This is a genomic window from Sphingobium sp. LMA1-1-1.1 (assembly GCF_040676365.1).
Lineage (GTDB): Bacteria > Pseudomonadota > Alphaproteobacteria > Sphingomonadales > Sphingomonadaceae > Sphingobium.
Window position 1 is genome coordinate 1 of the sequence record NZ_JBEGHS010000050.1, and the last position, 362, is coordinate 362.

Here is a 362-nt window from a genome sequence, read left to right on the forward strand (position 1 = left end):
CGCAGGCCAGCACCATATTGTTGGTGAGCTTGAGCAGCGAGGCGGTGGCGGGATCGGACCCGGCGGCGAAAGTTCGCCTGCCGATGGCGTCGAACAGCGGTTGCGCGTGCGCGACGGCGTCGGCGGGCCCAGCCGCGATGATGCCGAGCTGCCCTGCCGCCACGGCGGTAGGCCGGCCCAGCACGGGCGCTGCGACGAGTATCTGGCCGGCCTTCGCATGCGCGGCGGTCAGGTCGCGGATCGTGTCGCTGCGGTGGGTTCCCATCGCGATGTGCAGGCCGCCGGGCGGCAGGCTCTCGATCAGGCCGCCGGGGCCCTGGGCGACCTGTGCCAGGGCTTCGTCATTGGCGAGCATGGTGATG

1 protein-coding gene is annotated in these 362 nt (G+C 71.8%); it reads right to left on the bottom strand.

Annotation, left to right across the window (positions count from 1 at the left end; genetic code table 11):
• Positions 1-362, bottom strand: a 362-nt coding sequence (locus MRBLMA1_RS19045) for an NAD(P)-binding domain-containing protein (RefSeq protein WP_363738982.1), incomplete at both ends; no start/stop codon positions are given.